We start from the raw sequence: 23,984 nt of genomic DNA on the forward strand, positions 1-23,984 counted from the left end.
GCGGCGGCCCCGCCGGCCGCTCCGGCCGCCGCCGCTCCCGCCGCCCCGGCCCGCCCGTGATCCCCGTTTCCAGGACGTCCGCCATGAATCGCGTGCTTAAAGTCGCCCTGCTGGGTGGTGTGGCCGTCTCCCTCGCCTCGTGCAGCACGGTGCGGGACGCCCTGCCGTTCGGCCTCGGCGGCGACAAGGAACCCCAGGCTACGGCCACCGAGGGCCAGCGGATCTCGGTTCTGGAGTTCGAACAGCAGCTGGCCCCGTCGGCCGCCCTGTCCGGGCGCGATTTCTTCATCCCGGGCCCCCAGGCCGCGACGGCCTGGACCCAGCCCGGCGGCAACGCCGAGAACTCGGTCGAACACGTCATCGCCGCGCCCGAGTTCAAGGTCGCCTGGCGTCGCGGCGCCGGCGCGGGCTCGTCGCGCACGCGTCAGGTCATGGCCCCGGTCGTGGCCGACAACGGCCGCGTCTTCGTTCTGGACGGCGAGTCCACGGTCTCGGCTCTCGACGCCGGCACGGGCGCCCAGGCCTGGAAGGTCGACATCAAGCCCGAAGAGCGTGAAGGCGGCGGCCGCGGCATCCTGGGTCTCGGCTTCGGCCTCGGCATCAGCGGCGGCGGCACGGCCGGCGGCGGCTTCGGCGGCGGCGTCGCCGTGGGCGGCGGCAAGGTCTTCGTCTCGTCCGGCTATCGCATCATGACGGCGCTCGACCAGGCCACGGGCGCGGTCCTGTGGACGACGCCGGTCGACGTGCCGATCCACGGCGCGCCGACCGTCTCGGGCGGTCGCGTGTTCGTGGTCGACGTCGAGAACCAGATCCAGGCTTTCGACGTCAACACCGGCGCCCAGGTCTGGTCGTATCGCGGCATCCCCGAGCCGGCCCGCATCATGCGCGCCTCCAGCCCGGCGGTCGTCGGCGACACCGTCATCGCGCCCTTCTCCTCGGGCGAGGTCGTGGCCCTGCGCGCGTCCACCGGCCAGGCCGTCTGGCAGCAGGTCCTGTCGCGCACCAGCCGCACCAGCGCCCTGTCGGAAATCCGCGACATCGCCGGCCGTCCGGTCGTCAGCCGCGGCACGGTCTACGCCGTCAGCCACTCGGGCGTCCTGTCGGCCATGGACATCCGTTCCGGCCAGCCCAAATGGGCGCCCCTGCCGATCGCCGGCGTCAATGCGCCCCTGCCGGTCGGCGACGTCATCTATGTCGTCTCCAAGGACGGCGAACTGACCGTCGTCAACCGCGACAGCGGCCAGATCTACTGGAGCCGCGACCTCAACGAGGGCCGCGTCCGCCAGGAAGGCGGCTATTTCGGCATGTGGGACCGCACGGTGCGGCCGGAGTGGTCGGGTCCGCTGCTGGCCTCCAACCGTCTGGTCCTGACCAATTCGGACGGCGAACTGGTCGCCTATGATCCCAAGACCGGCGCCCAGACGGCCTCGATCAAACTGGGCGGCGGCGCCGTCTATCTGGCGCCGGCGGCCTACAACGGCGCGCTGTACGTCCTCACCGACAATGGCGACCTCGTCAGCATTCGCTGACGCCGGACCACAAACTGCGTTAGAAGGCCGACATGGCTCTCAAAGTCGCCATCGTCGGCCGCCCCAACGTGGGCAAGTCGACACTGTTCAATCGTCTTGTCGGCAAGCGCCTTGCGCTGGTCGATGACCGCCCGGGCGTGACCCGGGACCGGCGCTATGCGGACGGCAATATCGGCGACATGGATCTGACGCTGATCGACACCGCCGGCTATGAGGACGTCACCGACGACAGCCTCGAATCCCGGATGCGCGAACAGACCGAGGCGGCGCTGGAAGACGGCGACCTGATCCTGTTCATGATGGACGCCCGCGAAGGCGTGACCTCGCTGGACCGCATCTTCGCCGACCGTCTGCGCAAGCAGCACAAGCCCGTCATCCTGCTGGCCAACAAGTCCGAGAGCCGCGAGAGCGGCGGCGGCATCGGCGAGGCCTACGCCCTGGGCTTCGGCGAGCCGGTCGCCATCTCGGCCGAGCACGGCGAGGGCATGGCCGACCTGTACGCCGCCATCGTCGCCGCCAGCGCCGACATCTTCATCGAAGAGGTCGACGAGCCCGACAAGCCGATCCGCATCGCCATCATCGGCCGCCCCAACGCCGGCAAGTCGACCCTGATCAACCGCCTGATCGGCGAGGACCGCATGCTGACCGGCCCCGAGGCCGGCATCACCCGCGACTCCATCTCGGTCGACTGGGAATACGAAGGCCAGAACATCCGCCTGGTCGACACCGCCGGCATGCGCCGCAAGGCCCGGGTGCAGGAGAAGCTGGAGAAGCTGTCGGTCGCCGACACCATCCGCGCCATCACCTTCGCCGAGGTGGTCGTTCTGGTCATGGACAAGGACGACGCCTTCGACACCCAGGACCTCCAGCTGGCCGATCTGGTCGAGCGCGAGGGCCGGGCGCTGGTCTATGTCGCCGCCAAATGGGACCTCGAGACCGAGCCGCAATCCAGGCTCGCCAAACTGACCCAGATGGCCGAGGACAAGCTGCCCCAGCTGAAGGGCTCGCCCTTCGTGGCCCTGTCGTCGCACAGCGGCCGCGGCGTCGAGCGGCTGATGCCCGCCGTGCTCCAGGCCCACGCCACCTGGTCGGTCAAGGTCAAGACCAAGGACCTGAACACCTGGCTGTCTCTCGCCACCCAGAGGCATCCGCCCCCCGCCGTCGACGGCAAGCGGATCAAGCCCAAATACATGGCCCAGACCAAGGCCCGGCCGCCGACCTTCGTCCTGATGGCCAGCCGCGCCGAGGCCATGCCCGAGCAGTACAAACGCTATCTGGTCAACAACCTGCGCGAATCCTTCGACCTGCCCGGCACGCCGATCCGCCTGATCGTCAAATCGGGCAGCGAGAACCCCTATGCGCCGGGCGGCTCCAAGTCGGGCCCCGAACGCTACAAGGGCGACGCCAAGACGGCGCCGCGCCGGGTGATCAAGAAGGCCGAGCGCGAGGAGATGCTGTCCAACCTGCCCGGCAAGGCGCTGGAGCAGAAGAAGGCCGGCAAGACCAAGCTGAAGCCGCTGGCCGGGCTCAAGGCCAGCGCCAACAAGAAGGCCGGCTCATCCGTGGCGGTCCAGAAGGGCGCCCGCGGCGGGGCCCGTCAGGTTTCCCGTTCGGGCCGCGTGCGGACCGGGCAGAAGCACCTGCCGAAGAAGTAGGCAGGCCGTTGACGGCAAAGGGTTTCGTCGCCGATCCTCTCGCGAAAGTGGAGGGGGATTCGTGGCGTTTTCAACCGGACTCATGGCCGTTCTGGCGCTTCTGACGGCGGGCCTGGCGGCCCAGGAAACCACCTGCGCGGCGCCGGTCGCGCCGGCCGTCGAGCGGCCGGTGAAGCCTACGCGTCCGGCGATGCCGTCCTGTATCGACGAGGCGCGCAACCGCCACACCTGCAATAACCGGACGATCAACGCCTACAATGCCGAGATGGAGCGCTACGGTGCGGCGTTCGACGCCTATGTGGCCGAGATCAATGGCTACGCCGCGAAGCTGGGGGCCTATATGGAGGCCGCGAACGCCTATGCGCAGTGCGAACAGCGCGTGGTCATGCCCCGGACCCTGATCCAGGGCTAGGGGTCGAGCGGCGCCGCGTCCCTAGATCAGCGCCGCCACGTCCGGCCCGCCGCTCCAGTCCCTGAACTTCACCTCCGGCGCCGGCTCCAGATCGCCGCGCGCCAGCTCCACCATCAGGGGGCCGATGGCCGAGGGATGGACGACGTCCTGCGGATCCTCGCCCGGATAGGCCTGGGCCCGCATCGCCGTGCGCATCCGGCCCGGATCGACGATGGAGACCCGCACCGGCGTGGACTCGATCTCGTCGGCCCAGCATTTGACCAGCGCCTCGGCCCCCGCCTTGGAGGCCGCATAGGCGCCCCAGAAGGCCTTGGGCGCGCTCGCCACGCTGGTGGTCACATAGACGGCGCGCCCGGCGTCCGACGCCTTCAGCAGCGGCTCCAGCGAGCGGATCAGCCGGTAGACGGCGGTGAAATTGGTCTTCTCGACCTTGGCCCAGACGCGCGGATCGGCGTGGCTGACCGGCGTCAGGCCCGAGGCGCCCATGGTCGCCGCCGCCTGCACCCACACATCCAGTCGTCCGAACCGCTCGTAGATGGCCCCGCCCAGCCGGTCGATGGCCCCGCCGTCGACCAGGTCGAACGGGATCAGGGTCGCGTGCTTGCCGGTGGCGGCGAAGACGGCGTCGTCCAGTTCCTCCAGCCCGCCCACCGTCCGCGCCGTGGCGATGACGTGCGCGCCCGCCTTCGCCAGCGCCAGGGCGGTCTCATAGCCGATGCCGCGCGAGGCCCCGACGACGAGGGCGATGCGGTCTTTGAGGGGGAGGTCGGTCATGCGGGGCCTGATAGCCCGCCCGCCGGTCCGGCGAAAGTCAGAAGCCGGGGGCGGGTTGCCACAGGCTGAAGCTGACGCCCTGGTCGTCGCTGACCACGGCGGTCCGCCCGCTGGCGCTGTCCGCCGGAACCGCCGCCTTGCCGCCCAGCTCGGTGGCCCGCCTGCACAGGGCGTCCACGTCGTCGACGCGGAAATACAGGTGCGGAAACTGGCCGGCCCGCTCGACCTTGGTGAAGCCGAAGGCCGGATCGCTGCCCGCCACATGGGCGTAGGTCGGCTTGGAGGCGTCCTCGTCGAAGGTCCAGCCGAACAGGGCCGAATAGAAGGCCCTGGCCTTGTCGACGTCCTGGGTGTCGATCGTGAAATAGCCGAGCTGGATCATCCGCCGCCTCTGAAAGGGACCGTATGACCCTTAAGCGCTGACCAGCAGCGAAAGTTGCCGCGCCGCCACCTCGCGTCCGCCTTCCTCGATCTCGCGATCCAGCAGGCGCGTCGGGTATTCGCCGGTGAAATAGTGGTCGGTGAACTGCGGATTGCGCGGATCGCGCGGACCGGCCTCCATGGCGTCGTACAGGCCGTCGACCGACAGGAAGCCGAGGGAGTCGACCTCCAGATGGGCCCGCATCTCCTCCAGCGTCTTGTTGGCGGCGATCAACTGGTCCCGCTCGGGCATGTCGATGCCGTAGAAGTCCGGCCACAGGATCGGCGGCGAGGCCGAACGCAGGTGCACCTCGGTCGCCCCGGCGGCGCGCACGGCGCGGACCAGCTTCACCGAGGTCGTGCCGCGCACGATGGAATCGTCGATCAGCACGACCCGCTTGCCCTCCAGCACCGAGCGGTTGGGGCTGTGCTTCATGCGCACGCCCTTCTGCCGGGCGCCCTGGCTGGGCTGGATGAAGGTGCGGCCCAGATAGTGGCTGCGGATGATCCCCATCTCGTAGGGAATGCCGCTTTCCTGCGCGTATCCCAGCGCCGCCGGCACGCCGGAGTCCGGCACCGGAACCACCACGTCGGCCTCGACCGCATGCTCGCGGGCCAGACGCATGCCCATCCGCTTGCGCACGCCATAGACCGAGCGGCCGTTCACGACGCTGTCGGGGCGCGAGAAATAGACATATTCGAACAGGCACGGGCGCGCCGCGCGGGTCGGGAAGGGCTTCAGCGACTTCAGGCCCTCGTGGTCGATCACGACCACCTCGCCATGCTCGACGTCGCGTTCGAAGGTCGCGCCGATCGTGTCCAGCGCGCAGGTCTCGGACGCCAGCACCCAGGCCTCGCCCAGACGGCCCAGCACCAGCGGACGGATGCCCAGCGGGTCGCGGGCGCCGATCATCTTGGAGCGCGTCTGGCAAACCAGGGCGTAGCCGCCCTCGATCCGGCCGATGGCGTCGATGAAACGGTCGACGATCTTGGCCTTACGGCTCCGCGCGATCAGGTGAAGGATGACCTCCGAGTCCGACGTCGACTGGAAGATGGCGCCTTCGCCGACCAGCTGGTTCCGCAGGTACAGGAAATTGGTCAGGTTGCCGTTGTGGGCGATGGCGATGCCGCCCTGGTCCAGATCGGCGAACATCGGCTGGATGTTGCGCAGGAAACTGCCGCCGGCGGTGGAATAGCGGGTATGGCCGACGGCGGCCGATCCGGGCATCCGCGTCGACAGGTCCGCGCCGCCGAAGGCTTCGCCGACCAGACCCATGTGGCGTTCGGTGTGGAAGCGGGTCTCATGGACGCTGGCCATGCCGCAGGCTTCCTGGCCGCGGTGCTGCAGGGCGTGCAGGCCGAGCGCGACGACCGAGGAGGCGGCGTCCTTTTCCGCGCCCCAGACGCCGCAGACGCCGCATTCCAGACGCGGACGATCGTCGTCGGCGTCGCGATAGTGCTCCCGGTGTACGACCGGGGCGGCGATGGAATGCTCAAGGCGGCTCATCGTGGGGCTCCGATGAAGCGGGGAACGCTAGCGTGCGGCGGACGGCGGCGAGGTATTGCTTGTTTGGGGCGAGGGCAAGGCTTTCTCGTCGGAAAACCCTTTGCTCACGGACGAACTGACGACGGGGGACAGGGCGTCGGCGCCGCGGCCGATGCCGGGCAGGACGATCTGGATCACCCGGGCCGCGCCCGCGGTGACGGGCCGCAGGGCCGCCTCGCTGAGCCAGCGCGGCGTCTTCTCGCCCGGCATGGCGGCGACGATGACCAGGTGGATGGCCCCCAGCAGGACCAGCGACCGCGCCGCGCCGACGAAGACGCCGACGATCCGGTCGATCCCGCCCAGCTGCGGATGAGCCTGCGCCCGCTTCGACAGGATCGAGCCGAAGATGCGGATGCCGAAATAGATCAGCAGGAAGGAGGCGATGGCCGCCGCGATGGTCCCCATCCAGTCAGGATCGACCAGCATCCGCCCCAGCGGCGCGGTCAGCGGCAGGGCGACCAGGGCGATGAAGGCCGCCAGCACGAAGCTCAGCAGGGTGATGACCTCGCGCGTGCCCCCGCGCACCCAGCCGGCCGCGGCGGAGGCGAGGATGACCAGAATGGCGATAACGTCGAAACCGGTCATGCGCGCTCGTTCAATATCTTCCGTCATTCCGGGGCTTCGCGCAGCGAAGAACCCGGAACCCAGGACCGCATCTCGACCCCCTGGGTTCCGGGTTCCGCTGCGCGGCCCCGGAAAGACGGAAATGAGAAGGCGGCCCTGCGTCGGTGTTCAATAGCGGTTTTGCGAGATTCGTTCGACCGCTTCGGTCAATCGCGTGACGGATGTCACCTTGACCCCCTTGTCCTTGACCGTCAGCGGCGGGGTCAGGGCCTGGTCGAAGCCCAGCTTCTGCGCCTCCCGCAGCCGCGCCTCGGCCCGGCCGACGGCGCGAACCTCGCCCGACAGGCTGATTTCGCCGAACACGACGCAGCCCTGGGGCAGGGGGGTGTCGGTCGCCGAACTGATCAGGGCCGCCGCCGCCGCCAGATCCGCCGCCGGCTCGTTGATGCGCAGGCCGCCCGCGACGTTCAGATAGACGTCCTGATCCCCGAAGCCGAAGCCGCAGCGCGCCTCCAGCACGGCCAGCACCATGGCCAGCCGTCCCGTGTCCCAGCCGACCACGGCCCGGCGCGGCGTGCCGTAGGCGGATTTCGACACCAGCGCCTGCATCTCGACCAGCACGGGGCGCGAGCCCTCGATGCCCGCGAACACCGCCGCGCCCGGGGCCCGATCCCGGCCTTCGCCGAGGAACAGGGCCGAGGGGTTGGCGACCTCGCGCAGGCCCGCGTCGCCCATCTCGAACACGCCGATCTCGTCGGTGGCGCCGAAGCGGTTCTTGCCGGCGCGCAGGATGCGGAACGGATAGCCGCGCTCGCCCTCGAAGCTCAGCACGGCGTCGACCATATGCTCGACCACCCGCGGCCCGGCGACCTGGCCGTCCTTGGTGACGTGGCCGACCAGCACCACCGCCACGCCCTGCGACTTGGCCAGCCGCACCATCTCGCCGGCGCAGGCGCGCACCTGGGTCACGGAGCCGGGTCCCGCCTCATGGGCGTCGGACCACAGGGTCTGGATCGAATCGACGATGACGATGTCGAATTTCTCGCGCTTCAGCGTGCCGAGGATGTCGCGCAGGGCGGTGGCCGAGGCCAGTTCGACCGGCGCCTTCTCCAGCCCCATCCGCTTCGCCCGCGCCCGGATCTGCTCGACCGCCTCCTCGCCCGAGATATAGGCCACGCGCCGCCCCGACAGGGCCGCCCGCCCGGCCACGTCCAGCAGCAGGGTCGACTTGCCGACGCCGGGATCGCCGCTCAGCAGGATGGCCGAGCCGGGCACGACCCCGCCGCCGCACACGCGGTCGAACTCGGCCACGCCGGTGATGATGCGCGGCGGCTCCGGCGTCTCGGACTGCAGGCCCTCGAAGGTCACGCCGCGTCCTCGCCCCGCCGCGCTGGTCGCCGGCTTCATCGCCCCGGGGGGCGCGGCGCGGCTTTCCTCGACGATGGAGTTCCACTGGCCGCACGCCCCGCACTGGCCGGACCACTTGCCGTGGACCGCCCCGCAGGACTGACAAACATAGATCGCGCCGTCTCTCGCCATGGGTCCGGCTTACAGGAGTCGCACGCGGCGGGGCAGGGGGTGGTCCGGGGGCTACGTCCAGTTTTGACGTATACCTCGATGCGCGCCCGATGGTCGTTTGTGTTTTCTGATCGAGTTATTTTCCGTGCATCCCCGCGAAGGCGGGGACCCAGGCTTTAGCCTCACCAACGGTGTTTGAATGAGCGTTGGCTAGCTCAACCCGCTTTGCGGCCGCTCAAACCTGGGTCCCCGCCTTCGCGGGGATGAACGGTGGTGTGGAGGGCGGGACAGGGACAGTCATGGTGAGGACTCTCGCCCTTCCGGACTCGAGACTCTCGAGACATTTTTCCGCCCGTTCCGCCCCCCGGATCTCGCGCCCGGACCGCGTGCGTCCGCTTTTGACGCCTCCCCGTGCATACTGGATCAAATCCCCACGGGGCCGGGTCTTTGACAGCAGCAAACCCCGCCCGGAGCCGCTTCAGGCGCCGGCGTACCCGCCCGGCGATCCGGCCCGGTCGTCATGATGATTTTTTCTTGTGAAGATGGAGACTCTCGCCCCTCCGACATATGCGCAGCAGGGGCGCCGGTTGCTCCCCCCACCTCGCCGTGCCAGCCTTGCCGCCTCAGGGGAGTTACCGCCATGTTGAACCGTCTGGCCGCCGCCGCCATCGCCCTCACGCTCGGCCTCGCCGCGCCCGCCCACGCCGAAACCCTGGTGGTCACCGCCGCCCGCATGGTCGATGTCGAGCGCGGCCGCTACGTCGACAATCCCGTCGTCGTGGTCACTGACGGCCGGATCACGGCGGTCGGGACGGCCGTGCCGGCGAACCTGCCCGCCGATGCGCGCCGGCTGGACCTGCCGGGCCTGACCCTGCTGCCCGGCCTGATCGACATGCACGTCCATCTGGCCGGCACCCCCTATGTCTCCGGCTTCAAGGTGCTGGAATACGCCGACGACTTCGAAACGGTGCTGCAGGTGCCGAACGCCCGCGCCAACCTGATGGCCGGCTTCACCACCGTGCGGAACCTCGGAGGCCCCGACTTCGCCGACGTCGCCCTGCGTCAGGCCATCGACGCCGGCTTCATCGAGGGGCCGCGCGTCATCCCCGCGGGCGTGTCCTTCGGCGCCACCGGCGGCCATTGCGACCACACCGGCCTGCCGCGTTCCATGGCCCAGGCCAATGACTACAACGCCGACAGCGTCGACGCCGCCCGCCACAGCGTCCGCGAGGTGCGCAAATACGGGGCCCAGGTGATCAAGGTCTGCGCCACCGGCGGCGTCTTCTCGCGCAACACCGAGCCGGGCCAGCAGCAGATGACCCTGGCCGAACTGACCGCCGTCGCCGACGAGGCGCACATGTGGGGCATCAAGGTCGCCGCCCACGCCCACGGCGCCTCGGGCATCGCCGACGCAATTCGCGCCGGCATCGACACCATCGAACACGCCTCGCTGATCGACGCCGAGGGCATCCGTCTGGCGGTCCAGCACGGAACCTGGCTGTCGATGGACATCTACAACACCGACTTCACCCAGGCGACGGGCACCGAGTTCGGCGTCACCGAGGACAATCTGCGCAAGGACCGCGAGATCGGCCAGCTGCAGCGCGACAATTTCCGCGCCGCCCATCGCGCCGGGGCCCGGATGGTGTTCGGCACCGACGCGGCCATCTATCCGCACGGCCAGAACGCCCGGCAGTTCGCCGTCATGGTCGAATACGGCATGACCCCGGCCGAGGCGATCCGCGCCGCCACCTGGAACGCCGCCCAGGCCCTGGGCCGGGAAGGGGACGTGGGCGCCATCGCGGCGGGCCGCTACGGCGACCTGATCGCGGTGTCCGGCGACCCGCTCGCCGACGTGCGGATGCTGGAGACCGTGCCCGTCGTCATCAAGGGCGGAGCGGTGGTCCGGGACGCGCGCTAGGCCGGATCAGCCGACGTAGATGCGCGGAACCCTTGCGGTGATCGCGCTGAGCAGTTCGTAGCCGATGGTTCCGGCGGCCGCGCCCGCGTCGTCCAGCATCCGGTTGGCGCCGAACAGCTCGACCCGGTCGCCGACGGCCACATCCAGTCCCGTCACGTCCACGGCGCAGGCGTCCATCGACACCCGGCCGACGATCGGCCGCAGTTCGCCCCCGACGAAGACCTGTCCCCGCGGGCTGTAGCTGCGCAGAACGCCGTCGGCGTAGCCTCCGGCGCAGGTGGCGATCCGCCTGGGGGCCGGGGCCGTGAAGGTCCGGGAATAGCCGACGGTCTCGCCGGCCGGAACCTCGAGCAGTTGAAGCACATCCGCCGCCAGAGTCGCCACGGGCCGGATGCGGGCGTCCGGACGGCCTTCCGGTCCGCCGCCATACAGGCATATGCCGGGCCGGGCGGCGTCGAAGGCGTAGCCGGCTCCGAGGAAGACGCCGCCGGAATTGGCGAACGACCTCACGGCGCCGGGATAGCGCGCCGCCGCCGCCGCGAAGGCGTCCCGCTGGCGCCCGTTCATCGGCTCGGCCGGATCGTCAGCGCAGGCCAGATGGCTGAGCACCAGATCCAGCCCTTCGAACGGCTCGGGCGCCGCCTCGGCCCGGAACCCCAGCCGGTTCATGCCGGTGTCGATCTGGATGCCGCAGGCCCCGCCGCCCGCGGCGCGCCATTCGGCCAGCTGCTCGCCGGTGTTCAGCACCGGGCGCAGGTCGGCGGCGCGCAGCCGCGCGGCCCGCCCGGTCGGGCAGCCGTCCAGCACATAGATCGCGGGGACCGGGCCGAGCGCCCGCCGCAGCCCCTCTCCCTCGCTGGTCCGGGCCACGAAGAAGGTCCGGGCCCCCTCGGTCATCAACCGGCCTGAACAGGCCGCGGCGCCAAGGCCGTAGCTGTCCGCCTTGACGACCGGGTGCACGGGCACGCCGCCGACCGCTTCCAGCGTATGGAAATTGGCGGCGAGGGCGCTCAGATCGACGGTCAGGGTGGCCGGTGCGGACATCGCCGTCATCTAGAGGCGATCTGTTGTGCGATGCAACACGCGGCGTCTACAGGCGCGCGAAAGCCTCGCCGTCCGCATCGAACAGGTGCGCCTGGTCCGCCGGGACCTTCAGGCCCAGCGTCTCGCCCGCCGCCGGCCGCGCGTCGCCCGGCAGCAGCACCGTCACCGGCGTCTCCCCGGCGGTCAGATAGGCGTAGGTGGCGTGGCCCAGCGTCTCGACGAAGACGACGTCGGCGCGGATCGTGTCGCCCTTGCCCGCCGTCGTGAGATGCTCGGGCCGCACGCCCAGGGTGACCTTGTCGCCCGCCTTCGCCCGGGCGGCGTCGACCGCCACCTTCAGCGTCTCGCCCGCCGCCGTGCGCACCGTCGCGCCCTTCGCCGTCGCCGTGACGATCTCGGCGGCCAGCAGGTTCATCTTCGGACTGCCGATGAACTCGGCCACGAACAGGTTGCGGGGCCGTTCGTACAGCTCCATCGGCTTGCCGACCTGTTCGATCCGGCCGGCGTTCAGCACCACGATCCGGTCCGCCAGGGTCATGGCCTCGACCTGGTCGTGGGTGACATAGACCATGGTCGTCTTCAGCCGCTCGTGCAGGCTGGCGAACTCGTAGCGCATCCGCACCCGCAGGGCGGCGTCGAGGTTGGACAGCGGCTCGTCGAACAGGAAGACCTGCGGCTCGCGCACGATGGCCCGGCCGATGGCGACGCGCTGCCGCTGGCCGCCGGACAGGGCCTTGGGCTTGCGGTCCAGATAGTCGGTGATGTTCAGCGTTGCGGCCGCGCCGCGCACGCGCCGGTCGATCTCGGCCTTGTCCGCCTTCGCCAACTTCAGCCCGAACGCCATGTTCTCGTAGACGCTCATATGCGGATAGAGGGCGTAGGACTGGAACACCATGGCGATGCCCCGGTCGGACGGGCTCAGGTCGTTGACCGACCGCCCGCCGATGGCGATGTCGCCGCCGGTCTGCTCCTCCAGACCCGCGATGGTCCTCAGCAGGGTGGACTTGCCGCAGCCGGACGGGCCGACGAAGACCACGAACTCGCCGTCGGCGATCTCGAGGTCGATGCCCTTGAGGACCTCGGTGGTTCCGAAGCTCTTGGTCACGCCGGTGAGCCGGACGTCCGCCATATGTTTCCCTGCCCGCAGCTTTCTTGTTTTGCGGTCACCGTAAACGGTTACAGGGACCGATCAATCCTCACCGCCGGAGACTCTAGATCCAGAAACCGTAGACCCGTCGGTTCAAGAACGCGGCGAGGCCACCCAGAATGAACAGGGCCATGAGGACGCCGCCCTCCATCGGATACAGGTCCATGTTCCGACGATGCGCCGCCATCACAAGAGCCGACACCATCGCGACACAGGACAGGGTGGTGAGTACCCGCGAAGCCAGTGGCCGGGGCTTGTGATCGACGGGCGCGCCAGCAGGGGCAGCGCGATCCATTCGTTTCCCTATCCGCGCACCGATGACGGCAGCGAGGGCGATAACGGCGAGTGCGGGAATGGCCAGAACCCAAAAAAAAGCGGTCATTGCGAATCCCCTGGAGTGTCCCTAGCCGCGCGGTCCCTTGCCCTTGTACGGCGCCCTGGCCTCGGCCGGCTTGCCGCGCGCGTCCTTGGCCGCCCACGGACGGTCGCCGCCCTTGGGTTTGCCCTTCCACGGCTTGTCGCCGGCGGCTGCGGCCGGGGCTTCAGCGTCGGAGCGCGGCGTCCAGGGCGTCTTGCCCTCGGCCGGGGGCTTCTTGACCCAGGGCTTCTTGCCCGGAGGCGTCGGATCGTTCGGCGTGCGCTTGACCCAGGGCTTCTTGCCTTCAGCAGCAGGCGCCGCGTCGTCGCGCTTCACCCAAGGCTTCTTCTCGCCCTGCGGACGGTCCTCACGGGCTTTCCATGCGGGCTTGTCGCCGCCTTCCTCGCGCTTGGCCCACGGCTTCTTGTCGGGGCGGTCGCCGCCGGCGGGCTTCTTGTCCCAGCGGCTGACGGGCTTCTCCTGCGGGCCCGGCTTGACGGCCGGATCGATCTTGACGCCTTCCTCAAGGCCCAGGGCGATGGCGGCCTCGAATTTGGCCTTCATCTCCAGGGTGATCTCGAACTTGGTCTCGCGTTCGAAGATCTTGATCGAGCCGATGTCGCGCTTGGTCACGTGACCCAGACGGCAGATGGTCGGCATCAGCCATTTGGGGTCGGCGTTCTTGTCGCGGCCGATGTTGATCCGGTACCAGGCCATGTCGCCGCCGCGGGCGAAGTCCGTGTACGGAACGTCGGCCTGACCCTTGTCGTTCTTGCCGCTCTCCTGCTGACGCTTCATGCGGTCGTCGTCATAGACGTCTTCCGGCGCCGGCAGTTTCGTCTGGTACAGGCGAATCAGGGCCGCCGCGATCTGCTCGGGCGTGCTCTTCTCCAGCAGCTGTTTGCCCAGCGCCAGCGTGTCCTCGTCCTCGACCGGCGCGGTCAGGACCGGATCGGCCAGCATCCGCTTGCGGTCGTTCTCGAGGATCATGTCGGCCGAGGGCGGACCCGACCATTCGGCCTTGATGCCGGCGGAACCCAGCATCAGCTCGACCTTGCGGCGGCGCGTATAGCTGACCAGCAGGACGGAGACGCCCTTCTTGCCGGCGCGGCCCGTACGGCCCGAACGGTGCAGCAGCCCGGCCTTGTTGACCGGGATTTCTGCGTGGATGACCAGACCCAGATCGGGCAGGTCCAGACCGCGCGCCGCCACGTCGGTGGCGACGCAGACGCGGGCGTGGCCGTCGCGCAGGGCCTGGAGCGCTTCCGAGCGCTGGCTCTGGGTCAGTTCGCCGGACAGGCCCACGACCGAGAAGCCGCGTTCACGCAGCGACGAGGTCAGGTGCTTCACCCGTTCGCGCGTGTTGGCGAAGACGAGCGCGCCGGGGGCCTCGAAATAGCGAAGCACGTTGACGACGGCCAGTTCGACCTCGTTCGGGGCGACGCGGATCGCCTTGTATTCGATGTCGGCGTGCGAGCCGGCGCCGGCGACCGTGTCGATCCGCAGCGCGTTCTTCTGATAGGTCTTGGCCAGTTGCACGATGTCGCGCGCCAGGGTCGCCGAGAACAGCAGGGTGCGGCGTTCGGCCGGGGCGGCGTCGAGGATGAAGGTCAGGTCTTCCTGGAAGCCCATGTCCAGCATCTCGTCGGCTTCATCCAGCACCACGGCCTGAAGCGTCGACAGGTCCAGCGAGCCGCGTTCGACGTGGTCGCGCAGGCGGCCGGGGGTGCCGACGACGATGTGGCAGCCGCGATTCAGGGCCTGACGCTCGACCTTGGGGTCCATGCCGCCAACGCAGGAAACGATGCGGGCGCCGGTCTGGGCGTACAGCCATTGCAATTCGTTCGAGACCTGCAGGGCCAGTTCGCGGGTCGGGGCGATGACCAGAGCCACCGGAGCGCCGTATTCGGCGAATTTCTCCGCCTCGCCCAGCAGGGTGGGAGCCAGGGCCAGGCCGAAGGCGACGGTCTTCCCCGAACCCGTCTGGGCGCTGACCAGCAGGTCGCGCCCGGAGCCGTCCTCGTTCAGCGAGGCTTCAAGGACAGCGGACTGGACCGGCGTCGGCTCGGCGTAGCCGCGATCGGCGAGGGCGCGGTCGAGCGCGGGATGACTGGCGGGGAAAGGCATGGGGCAGTCCGTAAGGCGCCAACGCGGCGCGCGCCAGCCTCGCCCCGGGGAGGGGGCGACCGGCGAAGGGCGGGGCATGTGCGCCCGGAACAAGGCCGAAGGGTGGCCCTGCCTGTCCTGAAGCCATGAGAATGACCGCTGACAGACCGATGTTTCGCGGGCACAGTGCAGTTTCGGGGGATCACATGTTCAAATCCATACTTGCCGCCACCACAGCCTTGACGCTCGTCTCCATGGTCGGAGTCGTCTGTGCGCAGGAGCTGACCCCGCCGCAGAGACCGGTGGGCGGACGACCTGCCGCACAGTCTCCGGCTCCGGTCGCGCAGGGAGGGAGCGCCCTCACCAGCGGGCGACCCGTGCGCGGCCAGCTGGCGCGGGGCGACGGCACGCTTCAGAGCGGTGAATACGCCGACGAGTTCACATTCCCGGTCCGGCGCGGGCAGACCTATGAACTGACCCTGTCGTCCTCGGCCTTCGACCCCTATCTGCTCGTGCGCGGTCCCGGCGGGCTCAGCGAGGATAATGACGACGATCCGGCCGCACGCGGCTCGCAGGACAGCCGTCTGCGTTTTACCGCCCCGGCCGACGGCCAGGTCGAGGTGTCGGCGACCAGCTATCAGCCCGGTGAAACGGGCGCCTACACCCTTACGCTGGGCGGAGCCGCGGCCCGGCCCGCCGCATCACCGGCGGCCACAGCGGCCTCTGGAGGGGCGGTTCGCGTCGGCCAGACGCTGGACGGGCGGCTGGGCGCCGGCGACCGTCAGCTCGAGGGCGGCGAATATATGAACAGCTATGTGCTGCGCGGCCGGCGCGGCCAGACGCTGGATCTGCGGCTGACGTCGACGTCCTTCGACCCCTATGTCGCCATCAGCGGTCCCGGCGATTTCTCGGCCTTCAATGACGACGATCCGGCGGTCGCCGACGGGCGCAACAGCCGGCTGGTCGTAACCCTGCCGGCCGACGGCGACTACCGCATCACCGCCACCAGCTACGCCTCGGGCGAGCAGGGCGGCTACCGGCTGGCGGTGCTTGACGGGGCGGGAGCCGCAACGCCGGCGCCGTCTCCGGTGCGTCCGTCCGAACGCGCTTCGGCCGACGGCGGCATCTCGATCGGCCAGACGGTGAGCGGCTCGCTGGCGGCGGGCGATGAAACCCTCGAGTCGGGCGAATACGTCGATCATTTCCGCTTCACTGGCCGGCGCGGTCAGCGGGTGGCGGTGGAACTGACCTCCTCGGCCTTCGACGCCTACACCATCCTGACCACCCCGTCGGGCGAACAGCAGGACAATGACGACGCCCGCGACGGCACGCACGACAGCCGGCTCGACACCGTCCTGGCCGAGGATGGCGAATACGAGGTCATGGTGACCTCCTACGCCCCCGGCGAGACCGGCTCATATCGCTTCAGCGTCAGCCCCAGCCAGGGTTCGCCGCGGCAGGCCTCGGTGCAGGGCGGGGCGCGGGTGTTCGCGGTCATGGTCGGGGTTTCCGACTACGGCGGCGCCCAGTCCCCGCTGGAATTCACCGACGAGGACGCCCGCAAACTGGCCGAGACCCTGCGCGCCGACGGTTCGCTGAACGACGCCAGCCTGGTGCTGACCAACGCCGAGGCCACGGTGGCCGGGGTGCGCCGCGCCTTCGCCCGGGTCGCGGCCCAGGCCGGGCCGCAGGACACCTTCCTGTTCTTCTTCTCGGGACACGGCGACCAGTCGGACGCAGCGGTCAGCGGACTGGAGCCTGACGGCAAGTCCGAATCCATCGTGCTGCGCGACGGCGAAATCACCGACACCGAGATGGCGAGCCTGTTTGACTCGCTGAACACGCGGCTGTCGCTGCTGGTGATCGATTCCTGCTTCTCGGGCGGTTTCGCGCGCAACGTCGTGGACCGGCCGGGCGTCATGGGCCTGTTCAGCTCGGAAGAGGACCTGACCAGCGCCGTGGCCGACAAATTCCAGGCCGGCGGCTATCTGTCCCACTTCCTGCGCACGGGCATGGGCGGCGAGGCCGACGGCGACGGCGACCGGCTGGTCACCGCCGGCGAACTGGCCACCTATCTGCGCCGCCAGTTCCGCGAGCAGGTCGAGAACGTCGAGTCCGAAACCCAGGACGGCCAGCGCAACTACCAGAACCTGGTCGTCGACCGGGGCGGGGTGCAGGTCGACGACGTGATCGTGCGTCTGCCCGCGACGGCCGCCGGCGGACACTGATCCGGAGCGGCGGCGCCGCAGCGCCGCCGATCACAGGCATGGATCACTCGAGCATCGCTCCCAGGCGATAGCGCCCCATCGCCTCCGACGCGCTGCGGGCGCGGATTGAATAGGCCCCCGCATCGGGCAGGCGATAGCCCAGTTCGACCTTGCCCGGTTCCGGGATCATGGCGACGTTGCGGACCTCCCCGTCGCACGTGGCGCCTTGGTGGACGAGCAGCGCGGGCGGGAAGTCGGGGGTAACCAGGACGGCGCGGATAACCTTGCCGGACGCGTTCTGGATCACGAAACAGTCGAACAGTCCGACCTCGGCCGCGCGGTCGCCGACCTCCAGCAGGCCTATGATCATGTCGCCCCCCGACAGGCGGTACGACGCCCCTGCCGCGTTCGCCTCCGAGATGTTGACGAACTGGAGCGAATACTGACCTGCGCTGCTGCTGGCGTTGCCGAGGGCGCGGATGGAATATTTCCCCGACCTGTCGAGCCGCCTGGTGAGGGAGGCCCTTCGATTGATGAAGGACCGTTCGCTCTCGGCGATATCGCTGTACTCGCCGCAGCCTTCCCCCTGGTGGAGCGAAACTCCGGTATTGAAGCTGTCCCCGTCGATGTTCACCATGACGGTCTGGCCGGCCACGCCGTCGAAGACATGGCAGTCGTAGCGGTCATCTTCGTCGATCATATCCCCCGTCTCCCAGCGCCCCCTGATCATCTCTCCCGGGCGAATGGGGGTCGTGGGCCGGCTTGAGATCGCGCTGAGGGTGTAGGTCCCCATTTCGCCCGGCCGATACATCATGGCCCGTACGATGTAGGGACCGGACTGGATCTGGACCGTCAGCCGCGCGTCGCCGTCTCCACCGCCGTCGTCGTCGGTGAAGGTCGCGGGCGACGAGCAGGTCTCGCCCCTCGCGACTTCCAGATAGGTGTCGTACTGGCCGCCCTTGAGGTCGATGGTCACCAGCTGACCCTCGCGGGCGTCCAGCCGGTAGCAGTCGTACGAGCGGCCGTTGATCGTGTATTCGTCGGGCGTCAGCAGGCCGACCTTGCTGTTCCCCTGATACAGCGTGTCCTGGGCGATGGCCGGAGAGGCGGCGAGAAGCACGAGGCCGGCGAAAAGGCGAACAAGCACAACATGGTCTCCCCCTGGTTCGTCCGCATCATGACGAACCGGCCACCCGCGCGCCAGCAAAGCCTGGAGCAGGCGTGGCGCGAGGGCGCGCGCATTCGGGGTTCGGGGCGTCTTGGGGGAGCCCTCGGCGGTTCAGCTGTCTCTGAAAGGAATGGTGGATGCGACAGGGATTGAACCTGTGACCCCCTCGGTGTGAACGAGGTGCTCTCCCGCTGAGCTACGCATCCATCTATCGCGGAGGCGGCGACATAGCTTGCTCCCCCTCGCGGCGCAAGCCGTTCGTCAGCCGATCAGGCGCCCGATCGCGGCCGGAAGCGCGTCGAAATGCGCGATGACGGCGTCCGCGCCCAGATCGGCGGCCGGGGTGTCGGTGTAGCCGAAGGTGGTCAGGATGCAGGGCACGCCGCTCGCGCGCGCGGCGTCCAGATCGGTGATGCTGTCGCCGACCATGATCGCGCGGCCCGGATCGCCGCCGGCCAGAAGCACGGTCTCGCGGATGTGGGCCGCGTCCGGCTTCTTCGCCGACACCGACTGGGGCCCGCAGATGACGGCGAATCGGTCGGTCAGGCCGATGGCGTCGAACAGGGCGACGGCCAGATCGGTCGGCTTGTTGGTCGCCACGCACAGGACGGCCCCGCGCGCCGTCAGTTGATCCAGCGCCTCGACCGAGCCCGGATAGGCCGTGCTGTGGTCGGCGATATGCTCCAGATAGTCGGCGAGAAAGGCCTTGAGCAGGGCGGGGGAGGCCGCCTCATCCCAATGGGCGCCCGCCGCCTCGAACCCTCGCTTCAACAGGGCGACCGCGCCGTGGCCGATCAGGTTGCGGGCCGACTCAAGCGGAACGGGCGGCAGGTCCTGCTGCGCCAGCAGCCGGTTCAGCGTGCCCACCAGATCCGGCGCCGTCTCCACAAGGGTGCCGTCCAGATCGAAGGCGATGGTCCAGCCTTCGAGGTCGCGCATCGTCATTGGCGTCTCCCGTCGGCCGCCGGGATGGGCTAGACCGCTGGCGACGACTAGCCGCCGGACCGATTCATGACCAGCACTGCTCATCCGAGAGCCGCCATCATCCTCGCCGCCGGCCAGGGCACGCGGATGAAATCGGCCCTGCCCAAGGTGCTGCACCCCGTCGGCGGCCGCGCCATGCTGGATCACGCCATCGACGCCGCCGAGGCCCTGGGCTGCGAGCGGATCGTAGTGGTCGTCGGCGCCCATTCGCCGGAGGTCCGCGACCATGTCGCCAAACGGCTGGGCGAGGACGCCATCGCCGTCCAGGACCCGCCGCTCGGCACCGGCCACGCCGTCCGCGCCGCCGAGGCCGTGCTGGGCGACTTCGTCGGCCAGGTGGTCATCACCTATGGCGACGTGCCCCTGTTGCGCGCCGCCGACATCGAGCCCGTCTTCGCCGCGCATGAGGGGGTCACCGTCATCGGCTTCGAGGCGCGCGATCCCGGCGCCTATGGCCGGCTGGTCATGGAGGGCGATGCGCTCGCCGCCATCACCGAGGCCAGGGAGGCCTCGGCCGAGGTCCTCGCCCTGACCGCCTGCAACTCGGGCGTCATGGCCGCGCCGGTCGGTCTGCTGTTTGAACTGCTGGCCGAGGTTCGCAACGACAACGCCAAGGGCGAATTCTATCTGACCGACGTGGTCGAGCTGGCCCGCAGGCGCGGCGCCCCGACCCGCGCCGTCTTCGCCGGCGAGGACGCGGTCATGGGCGTCAACGCCCAGGGCGAGCTGGCCGTGGCCGAGGCCCTGTTCCAGAAGGTCCAGCGCGAGACCTTCCTCGCCGCCGGCGTCACCATGCCCGCGCCCGAGACGGTGCATTTCTCGTTCGACACCGAGGTCGGGGGCGGCGCGACGATCGAGCCCTATGTCGTCTTCGGCCCCGGCGCGAGGATCGCCTCGGGCGCCCGCATCCGCAGCTTCAGCCATATCGAGGGGGCGAGCGTCGCTTCGGGCGCCGAGGTCGGGCCCTACGCCCGCCTGCGTCCCGGCGCCGATCTGGGCGAGGGCGCCAAGGTTGGAAACTTCGTCGAGGTGAAGAACGTCCGCATGGGCAAGGGCGCCAAGGCCAACCACCTGGCCTATCTGGGCGACGGCGAGGTGGGGGCGAAGGCCAACATCGGCGCGGGCACGATCTTCTGCAATTACGACGGCTTCTTCAAACATCGCACGACGGTAGGCGAGGGCGCCTTCGTGGGCTCCAACAGCTCGCTGGTGGCGCCGATCACCATCGGCGCGGGCGCCATGGTGGGTTCAGGCTCGGTGATCACCCGCGACGTCGCGCCGGGCGATCTGGCGCTGGCGCGGGGCGAGCAGCAGGCCAGGGCCGGCTGGGCCGCCCGCTTCATGGAAAAGATGCGGGCGAAGAAGGCGTTGAAAGCGACATGAACGCGGACGATCAGAAGCGCCGGGCGGGCGAAGCCGCCGCCCTCCGGGTCGAGCCCGGCATGGTCGTCGGCCTCGGCACCGGCTCGACCGCGGCATGGTTCGTCAAGGCGCTGGCCGCCCGCAACCTGACCGGCCTGCGCTGCGTGCCGACCTCGGAGGCCACCGCCGAACTGGCGCGCGAACTCGGCCTCCCGCTCTCGACGCTGGAGGACACCCCCCGTATCGACCTGACCGTCGACGGAGCGGACGAGATCGGGCCCGGACTGGCCCTGATCAAGGGCGGCGGGGCCGCCCTGCTGCGTGAGAAGCTGGTGTGGGAGGCGTCGTCGCGCTGCATCGTCATCGCCGACGCCGCCAAGGTGGTGACGACGCTCGGCGCCTTCGCCCTGCCGATCGAGGTGGTCGCCTTCGGGCACAAGACCACCGCCAACCGCATCGCCGACGTGTTGTCAGACCATGACATCGCCATGCCGGCCCGCGTGCGCTCCGCCGAGCGCGGTCTGGTCCGCACCGACGGCGGCAATCTGATCTATGACGCGAAATGCGGCGCGATCCATGATCCGGTGCGGCTCGCCGACGACCTCAAGCTGATCACCGGCGTGGTCGAGCACGGCCTGTTCCTCGATCTGGCGGACGAGGCGATCATCGGCACAGGCGAGGGGACCGAGGTGCTTGCCCCCTGATCGAACGGCGTCGCCGACGATTCAGTCGGTTGCCTGCTCCTGCAGGTCTTCGTGCGCCCGATGGATCGATGAGACGATCTCCGAACGGCCGGCGCGGCCGTTCTTGCGGGTCCGCTCGGCGTCGTAGAGACCCTGCAGATAGGCCGTGTCCCAATCGGTCAGGCCCGCCGCCGCCTCCGGTGTCTCGAACACGTTCAGGATGGACGCGTACTGCCGGGTGTCCGCTTCAGGATCGATCTGGGCCAGGGTGACCATGGCCACATAGTCCGCCAACTGGACCAGCGAGACCTTGTCGACCTGGTTCACATCCAGGATGACGATGGTCCGGAAGATGGTGTCCACGATCTGCGTCGACAGCCGCGAGGCGGCGAAGACGTTGATGATCGGCGCCGAGTCCATCACCGAAGAGCAGGAGCCCTGGCACTCGCCCGGCAGTCGTACGGCCCGTTCGCCTGTCTCGGAGTTGGTCGGCATGCTGACCTGCCACCAGCGCACAGGCGCCTGCGAGGTTTCGAAGGCGCGCAAGGCGACGCCCCCGCGGTCCATGCCCGAGCCGCCCATACGGAAGGCCCGCCTGCGTTCCTCGACCATCTCCTGGGCCAGGGCGGAGGGATTGTCCGACGCCACGACGACGACGTTCGGCGTGCACCCGGGCTGTCCTGCTGTCAGACCGATGTCTTCGGCGACGGTCGAGACCCGATCGGCGATGTACTGCGCCGGCTCGTTCCTGAGGTTGACGACCCCGACGCAAAGCCGCTCGTCCCAACGCGCCAGCCCCCGCCCCCTGTTGGGAGCCGCGACCTCGTTGACGAAATTCCGGATCAGCGAATTCAGGGGCGTTCCGGTGACCTCGACATCCTCGAGTTCGACCGGGTCCTCGCCCGGTCCGGGTTGCGGAACGGCCTGCTGGTTCGCGCCGGCCTGCTGGGCAGCGGGAACGGGGCCCCCTTCGAGGGGGGCCGCGAGCAGCGCGGCGGCGATAGCGAAGACAATCATCGGTTATGTCCCAGGGTACTGTATCGCGCGACGGTATGCGGGGCCCCGGACGGCGTCAATCAGGCCGTTTCCCTTGCCGCAGTCGGTATTTGCCTATCACGCGCCGGGCGCCTAACTGATGGCCTCGCCTTGAACAGGAGCCGTCGTCTTCCCGCCGGCGAAGGCGTGGGAGTCCGAAATGCCGGCATCGTGGGACTACGACCTCTTCGTCATCGGCGCCGGCTCGGGCGGGGTGCGCGCCGCGCGGCTGACGGCGCTGGGCGGCAAGCGGGTGGCGATCGCCGAGGAGTTCAGGGTCGGGGGCACCTGCGTGATCCGCGGCTGCGTGCCCAAGAAATTCATGGTCATGGCCTCGGACTTCTCGCACCAGTTCCAGACGGCCGAGGGCTATGGCTGGACCATCGACGCCAGCTTCGACTGGCCGAAATTCATCCACGCCAAGGATGTCGAAATCGCCCGCCTGTCGGGCATCTACGCCGCCAATCTGGGCAAGGCGGGCGTCGATCTGATCCACGGCCGCGCCGTGCTCAGGGACGCCCACACCGTCGAGATCATCGGCAAGAACCAGACGATCACGGCGGAGAAGATCCTGATCGCCACCGGCGGCCGGCCGTGGATGCCCGAGGACATGCCGGGCATCGAGCACGCCATCACCTCGGAAGAGGCCTTCCATCTGCCCGAGCTGCCGAAACGCATCCTCATCGCGGGCGGCGGCTATATCGCGGTGGAGTTCGCCGGCATCTTCGCCGGCCTCGGGGTCGAGACCACGCTCATCTATCGCGGCCCCAATATCCTGCGCGGTTTCGACGACGACGTGCGCGCCCATCTGGCCGGCGAGATCGAGAAGCGCGGTATCAAGGTCATCCTCGGCTGCCAGCATTCGGCCATCGAGAAGACCGCGACGGGGCTGGTGAACAAGCTCGAGAACGGCATGGAGATCGAGACCGACGTCGTCATGTTCGCCACCGGCCGCGTCCCGCATGTGAAGGATCTCGGGCTGGAGACCGCCGGCGTGGCCCTGAACGACAAGGGCGCGATCGAGGTGGATTCGCTGTCGAAGACCACCGCTGACAACATCTGGGCCATCGGCGACGTCACCGACCGCATGAACCTGACGCCCGTCGCCATCCGCGAGGCGGTCGCCTTCCACGAAACGGTCTTCCGCGACAACCCGCAGCATTTCGACTACGAGGCCGTGGCCACCGCCGTCTTCAGCCAGCCGCCGGTCGGCACCGTGGGCCTGTCCGAGAGCGAGGCGCGCCACTCCTGCCCCGGCGCCGTCGACGTCTACGTCACCCGCTTCCGGCCGATGAAATACGCCTTCACCGGCTCGGACGAGCGGATGCTGATGAAACTGGTCGTCGACGCCGAGAGCCAGAAGGTGGTCGGCGTCCATATCGTCGGCCCCGAGGCGCCCGAGATGATCCAGCTGGCCGCCATCGCCGTGAAGGCCGGCCTGACCAAGGCCCAGTGGGACGCCACCTGCGCGGTCCACCCGACCATGGCCGAGGAGCTGGTCACGCTGAAGGAAAAGCAGTCGACCAATACGTCGGCCGGGTGATCGCGCGA

20 protein-coding genes and 1 tRNA gene are annotated in these 23,984 nt (G+C 69.3%); 8 read left to right on the top strand and 13 right to left on the bottom strand.

Features of this window, described 5'->3' with window-relative positions; all coding sequences use genetic code 11:
* The first annotated feature begins 83 nt into the window (after positions 1–83).
* The 3 genes from V6M42_RS02570 to V6M42_RS02580 all read left to right on the top strand — a co-directional run bounded on the left by V6M42_RS02570 (position 84) and on the right by V6M42_RS02580 (position 3,596).
* Complete coding sequence (locus tag V6M42_RS02570; RefSeq protein WP_332660537.1) at positions 84–1,529, top strand: PQQ-like beta-propeller repeat protein; 1,446 nt, start codon at positions 84–86, stop codon at positions 1,527–1,529.
* A gap of 32 nt (positions 1,530–1,561) precedes the next feature.
* On the top strand, positions 1,562–3,184 hold the full coding sequence (gene der, locus V6M42_RS02575; RefSeq protein WP_332676938.1) for a ribosome biogenesis GTPase Der: 1,623 nt from the start codon (positions 1,562–1,564) through the stop codon (positions 3,182–3,184).
* 61 nt (positions 3,185–3,245) lie between these two features.
* Positions 3,246–3,596 carry a hypothetical protein gene (locus V6M42_RS02580; RefSeq protein ID WP_332676939.1) on the top strand — a complete coding sequence of 117 codons (351 nt, stop codon included), beginning with the start codon at positions 3,246–3,248 and terminating at the stop codon, positions 3,594–3,596.
* A gap of 21 nt (positions 3,597–3,617) precedes the next feature.
* Here the strand turns inward: V6M42_RS02580 and V6M42_RS02585 are convergent, their stop codons facing one another.
* The 5 genes from V6M42_RS02585 to radA form a co-directional block, all read right to left on the bottom strand.
* On the bottom strand, positions 3,618–4,370 hold the full coding sequence (locus V6M42_RS02585; protein WP_332676940.1) for an SDR family NAD(P)-dependent oxidoreductase: 753 nt from the start codon (positions 4,368–4,370) through the stop codon (positions 3,618–3,620).
* 37 nt (positions 4,371–4,407) lie between these two features.
* Positions 4,408–4,752, bottom strand: coding sequence for a VOC family protein (locus V6M42_RS02590; protein WP_332676942.1), 345 nt, complete (start codon positions 4,750–4,752; stop codon positions 4,408–4,410).
* 30 nt (positions 4,753–4,782) lie between these two features.
* On the bottom strand, positions 4,783–6,297 hold the full coding sequence (gene purF, locus V6M42_RS02595; RefSeq protein ID WP_332658156.1) for an amidophosphoribosyltransferase: 1,515 nt from the start codon (positions 6,295–6,297) through the stop codon (positions 4,783–4,785).
* 27 nt (positions 6,298–6,324) lie between these two features.
* Positions 6,325–6,921, bottom strand: a complete 597-nt coding sequence (locus V6M42_RS02600) for a CvpA family protein (RefSeq protein ID WP_332658158.1) — start codon at positions 6,919–6,921, stop codon at positions 6,325–6,327.
* Between the two features lie 147 nt (positions 6,922–7,068).
* On the bottom strand, positions 7,069–8,439 hold the full coding sequence (gene radA / locus V6M42_RS02605) for a DNA repair protein RadA (protein WP_332658160.1): 1,371 nt from the start codon (positions 8,437–8,439) through the stop codon (positions 7,069–7,071).
* 619 nt (positions 8,440–9,058) lie between these two features.
* On the opposite strand from radA, the gene V6M42_RS02610 reads away from it, so the two are divergent.
* The gene (locus V6M42_RS02610; RefSeq protein ID WP_332676943.1) at positions 9,059–10,339 is read left to right on the top strand and encodes a Xaa-Pro dipeptidase; all 1,281 of its coding nucleotides are present in this window, start codon (positions 9,059–9,061) and stop codon (positions 10,337–10,339) included.
* A 6-nt stretch (positions 10,340–10,345) separates the two neighbouring features.
* On the opposite strand, the gene alr is transcribed toward V6M42_RS02610, so the two are convergent.
* The 4 genes from alr to V6M42_RS02630 form a co-directional block, all read right to left on the bottom strand.
* The gene (gene alr / locus V6M42_RS02615) at positions 10,346–11,383 is read right to left on the bottom strand and encodes an alanine racemase (protein WP_332676945.1); all 1,038 of its coding nucleotides are present in this window, start codon (positions 11,381–11,383) and stop codon (positions 10,346–10,348) included.
* Positions 11,384–11,429: 46 nt separating this feature from the next.
* A complete protein-coding gene (locus tag V6M42_RS02620; protein ID WP_332676947.1) occupies positions 11,430–12,512 on the bottom strand; it encodes an ABC transporter ATP-binding protein in 1,083 nt (360 codons plus the stop codon).
* 82 nt (positions 12,513–12,594) lie between these two features.
* The gene (locus V6M42_RS02625) at positions 12,595–12,912 is read right to left on the bottom strand and encodes a hypothetical protein (protein ID WP_332676949.1); all 318 of its coding nucleotides are present in this window, start codon (positions 12,910–12,912) and stop codon (positions 12,595–12,597) included.
* A 21-nt stretch (positions 12,913–12,933) separates the two neighbouring features.
* Positions 12,934–15,015, bottom strand: coding sequence for a DEAD/DEAH box helicase (locus V6M42_RS02630; protein WP_332676951.1), 2,082 nt, complete (start codon positions 15,013–15,015; stop codon positions 12,934–12,936).
* Positions 15,016–15,200: 185 nt separating this feature from the next.
* Here V6M42_RS02630 and V6M42_RS02635 point away from each other — a divergent pair, with 185 nt between their 5' ends.
* On the top strand, positions 15,201–17,222 hold the full coding sequence (locus tag V6M42_RS02635) for a caspase family protein (RefSeq protein WP_332658166.1): 2,022 nt from the start codon (positions 15,201–15,203) through the stop codon (positions 17,220–17,222).
* Between the two features lie 43 nt (positions 17,223–17,265).
* Here V6M42_RS02635 and V6M42_RS02640 read toward each other — a convergent pair whose 3' ends face one another.
* The 3 genes from V6M42_RS02640 to V6M42_RS02650 form a co-directional block, all read right to left on the bottom strand.
* Positions 17,266–18,348 carry a hypothetical protein gene (locus V6M42_RS02640; protein ID WP_332676953.1) on the bottom strand — a complete coding sequence of 361 codons (1,083 nt, stop codon included), beginning with the start codon at positions 18,346–18,348 and terminating at the stop codon, positions 17,266–17,268.
* Positions 18,349–18,500: 152 nt separating this feature from the next.
* Positions 18,501–18,575: transfer RNA gene (locus V6M42_RS02645), tRNA-Val, on the bottom strand.
* Positions 18,576–18,630: 55 nt separating this feature from the next.
* The gene (locus V6M42_RS02650; protein WP_332658170.1) at positions 18,631–19,314 is read right to left on the bottom strand and encodes an HAD hydrolase-like protein; all 684 of its coding nucleotides are present in this window, start codon (positions 19,312–19,314) and stop codon (positions 18,631–18,633) included.
* Between the two features lie 66 nt (positions 19,315–19,380).
* Between V6M42_RS02650 and glmU the strand changes: the two genes are divergently transcribed.
* Positions 19,381–20,736 carry a bifunctional UDP-N-acetylglucosamine diphosphorylase/glucosamine-1-phosphate N-acetyltransferase GlmU gene (gene glmU, locus V6M42_RS02655; protein ID WP_332676955.1) on the top strand — a complete coding sequence of 452 codons (1,356 nt, stop codon included), beginning with the start codon at positions 19,381–19,383 and terminating at the stop codon, positions 20,734–20,736.
* Entirely contained in the window at positions 20,733–21,419 is a 687-nt protein-coding gene (rpiA, locus tag V6M42_RS02660) for a ribose-5-phosphate isomerase RpiA (protein WP_332676956.1), read from the top strand. The genes glmU and rpiA overlap by 4 nt, the downstream gene beginning before the upstream one ends.
* A gap of 21 nt (positions 21,420–21,440) precedes the next feature.
* On the opposite strand, the gene V6M42_RS02665 is transcribed toward rpiA, so the two are convergent.
* Positions 21,441–22,415, bottom strand: coding sequence for a hypothetical protein (locus tag V6M42_RS02665; RefSeq protein ID WP_332676957.1), 975 nt, complete (start codon positions 22,413–22,415; stop codon positions 21,441–21,443).
* A 178-nt stretch (positions 22,416–22,593) separates the two neighbouring features.
* On the opposite strand from V6M42_RS02665, the gene gor reads away from it, so the two are divergent.
* Complete coding sequence (gene gor / locus V6M42_RS02670) at positions 22,594–23,976, top strand: glutathione-disulfide reductase (RefSeq protein ID WP_332676958.1); 1,383 nt, start codon at positions 22,594–22,596, stop codon at positions 23,974–23,976.
* The last annotated feature ends 8 nt before the right edge of the window (positions 23,977–23,984 follow it).

Origin of the sequence: Brevundimonas sp. (genome assembly GCF_036677305.1) — a bacterium.
Taxonomy (GTDB): Bacteria; Pseudomonadota; Alphaproteobacteria; order Caulobacterales; family Caulobacteraceae; genus Brevundimonas.